The 3,428-nt window shown below is 75.8% G+C and carries 2 protein-coding genes; one reads left to right on the top strand and one right to left on the bottom strand.

Going from position 1 to position 3,428, the window contains the following annotated elements; all coding sequences use genetic code 11:
- On the bottom strand, positions 1-749 hold a 749-nt coding region (locus tag F9B16_RS49770; protein WP_151547249.1), incomplete at its 3' end, for a hypothetical protein.
- 305 nt (positions 750-1,054) lie between these two features.
- Here F9B16_RS49770 and F9B16_RS49765 point away from each other — a divergent pair.
- Positions 1,055-3,428, top strand: a 2,374-nt coding sequence (locus F9B16_RS49765; protein ID WP_151547248.1) for a sensor histidine kinase, incomplete at its 3' end; no start/stop codon positions are given.

The following is a 3,428-nucleotide window of genomic DNA, read 5'->3' as shown; positions in this document are numbered from 1 at the left end:
GCGCCGACGGCGGCGGCCGCGGCGGGGACCAGGCGGCTCTCCGGCTCGGGGCCGATGAGGTGCGGCGCGACGGCGACGGACGCGGCGCCCGCGGCGCGCAGCTGCTCCCCGGCGGCCCGCATGCCGGCCTCGTCGGCGAGCGAGGCGGTGAAGACCGGCGCGGCGAGCCGGGAGGCGAGCAGCACGCTGGTGACCTCGGCCTGCCGGACGGCGGTGGCGTCGCCGGGGGTGGCGACGATCACGCCGGTCGCGGCGGTGACCATCGTCATCATCCGGATCCGGTCGGCGCGGGCGAGGCCGGCGTCGGCGAGCCGGTCGTGCAGCGCCTCGGCGATGAGGGGGTGCGGGCCGAGCGGCTCGGCCGCGACGGCGCGCACCGGCGCGGACGCGACGGCGGCGCGGACGGCGGCGTCCAGGGCCGGGTCGGGCCCGGTGGACATCGGCACCACGACGGCCGCGAGCTCGTCCTGCGGGCGGCCGAGGCCGGCCAGGAGGGCGTGCAGGTTCGCCTCGCCGCCGTCGAGGTGCCCGACGTGGGCGGGCTGCCCGGTGTGCTCGATCTCCACGAGCCGGGCGAGCTCGGCGGCGACCTCGGTGCCGCCCTGCCGGGCGGGGCCGGGCACGGCCAGGACGAGCGCGGGGGATCCTTGGGGCAGCAGGAAGGACTCGTCGCCGCGATGTCGGCCGCCGCGGGGGGCGCGGCGGCGTCGCGACGGAAGTGCCTCGGATGCCTGGCTTTCGGGACTCACGGCGGGAATGGTAACGCTCCCGGGCGCGGGGAGCGGGCTCCCGCTCCGGCCGGACGGGCCGGCCGCGCCGTGGCTGCCTGTACTGATCGTCGGTCTCCCTCCCGTGCCGGGCCGCGATCGGCGGGCGAAACAGCAGAGTATGGCCCATCGCCGCCCGGCAACAGGGGGAAATGAAGCAAATGTCCTGATTGTCGATAACCGATTCCGGTTCCGAATACGGACGAAAGGTGGTGAAGGGGTTGCGGAGGCGTTGCGGGCCGCCTCTATGATCGGGCCACCCTACGTGCCGGAACGTTCGAGGTCCCATGAGAACCGCACGCACGCGCCCGATCCGGTCCAAGGTCGCCGCGCTTCTTCTCGTTCCGCTCGTCTCGCTGGTCGCGATCTGGGTGTACGCCGCCGACCTCACCGGCCGCGCCGCCCTCGCCCAGCGCAAGTACCACACGCTGAACGACCAGTTCGCCGCGTCCGGCCAAGGGCTGCTCGTGGAGCTGGGCAAGGAGCGGCAGGCGTCGGTCGTGTACCTCAGCGGCCCGCGCAAGGCCGCGTCCACGCCCGCGGCCCTCACCGCCCAGCGCGCGCGCCTGGACAAGGCCGTGGCCACCTTCCGCCGCACGTCCACGTCCGACGCCGCGCGCGGCGCCACCACCGCCGAGATGCGGTCGCGCGTCTCGGACGTGCTGAAGGCGCTCGGCGGACTCGGCGAGCTGCGCGCCGCCGTCGACGGCCGCACGATCGACCGGCTGACCGCCGTCAACGACTACAGCAGCATGGTCGACGTGATGCACCGGCTGTACGACAGCCTGATCGTCATCGACGACGCGTCCCTCTACAATTGGACGCTGTCCGACCGCGCCGCCGGGCGCGCGATGGAGCTGCTGCAGCGGGAGAACGCGCTGGTCGCGGGCGCGCTCGTCACGCACGGCCGGATGACCGCCGCCGAGCACCGGATGTTCCTGGAGATGCTCGGCGAGCAGCGCTGGCAGTGGCAGCGGCAGCGCTCGCTGGCCGACCCGAAGGTCTACGCGCGGCTCACCGCCCCGGTGTTCGCCTCGACGCAGTACCACGCGTACAAGGACATCGAGGACCAGATCGCCGCGCACGACCGCGGCCCGCTGCCGATCAGCGCCTGGCAGTGGCAGGAGACCGCGCAGCCGCTGGTCCTGTCGGTCAACCAGATGATCATGGCGAACACCAACGGGGCCGCCGCGCGCGCCGACCGGCTGGGCCGCGACGCCTACCTGCGGCTCGGCGTCGTCGGCGGCGCCGGCCTGCTGGTCATCGCCCTGTCGGTGCTGCTCGCGCTGCGGTTCGGGCGCGGCGTCGTCCGCGAGCTCGTCGGGCTGCGCGGCTCCGCCGAGGAGCTCGCCGACGAGCGGCTGCCGCGGCTCGTCGAGCGGCTGCGCCGCAACGAGGCCGTGGACGTCGAGGCGGAGGCGCCCGCGCTGCCGCGCGGCCGCACCAGCGAGGTCAACCGGCTCGCCGAGTCGTTCGCCAAGGTGCAGCGCACCGCCGTGGACGCCGCCGTCGGGCAGGCCGAGCTGCGCGCCGGCGTCGGCCGGATCTTCCTCAACATCGCCCGCCGCAACCAGTCGCTGCTGCACCGCCAGCTGACGATGCTGGACGGGCTGGAGAGCCGCGCCGAGGCCGACGACCTCGAGGCGCTGTTCCGGATCGACCACCTCACCACCCGCATGCGGCGGCACGCCGAGAGCCTGATCATCCTGTCCGGCGCCACCCCGGGCCGCGGCTGGCGGCGCCCGGTGCACATCACCGACGTGCTGCGCGCCGCGGTCGCCGAGATCGAGGACTACACCCGCGCGGTCGTGCTGACCGAGTCCGAGGACGGGCTGGTCGGCGCCGCCGTCACCGACGTCGTACACCTGCTGGCCGAGCTGCTGGAGAACGCGGCGTCGTTCTCCCCGCCGAACACCGAGGTGCGGGTGATGGCGGAGCGGGTCGGCAACGGCTTCTGCGTGGAGATCGAGGACCGCGGGCTCGGCGTGAAGCCGGAGACGCTCGCCGAGATCAACCGGCGGCTCGCCGAGCCGCCGGAGTTCGACCTGGTCGACACCGACCGGCTGGGGCTGTTCGTCGTCGCGCGGCTCGCGGCCCGGCACGGCATCGACGTGTCGCTGCACCGCTCCCCGTACGGGGGCGTCACGGCGATCGTGCTGATGCCGCACGACCTCGTCGTGCCCGCCGACCGGATGGACGAGGACCCCGCCCTGCTGGACGGCGCCACGGACGCGCCCGCGGTCGAGGCCCCGGCGGACGACGGCGAGCCCGGAGCGTCCGGCGACGCGGACGCCCCGTCCCCGGACGGCGAACGCGACGGCGCCGAGCCCGTCGACGCCGAGCCCGCCGAGCGGGGGCCCGTGCAGGCGGTGCCGTCCGACGCCGGGCCGGCGTTCATGGGCACCCCGTACACCGACGCCCCGTTCGGCGGGACGCCGCGCCCGGAGGTCGTGACGCGCGCCGAGGTCGTCCCGGACGTCGGGGTGTTCGCCCGCCGGGAGCCCGCGCCCGGCGAATCGCCGCAGCCCGGCTCGGCGTGGCCGGTCCCCGTGCCGCTGCGCGAGGCGCCGCCCGTGCTGCCGCAGCTCGCCGGTCCGGCGACCCCCTGGGGCCGGCCCGACGACGCGCCGCCCGCCGCGCCGCCTCACGGCCCGCGCGGCG

The organism is Actinomadura montaniterrae, assembly GCF_008923365.1.
Taxonomy (GTDB): Bacteria; Actinomycetota; Actinomycetes; order Streptosporangiales; family Streptosporangiaceae; genus Spirillospora; species Spirillospora montaniterrae.
Note: the sequence above shows the minus strand (reverse complement) of the source record. Positions and strands in the feature narration are given on the sequence as shown.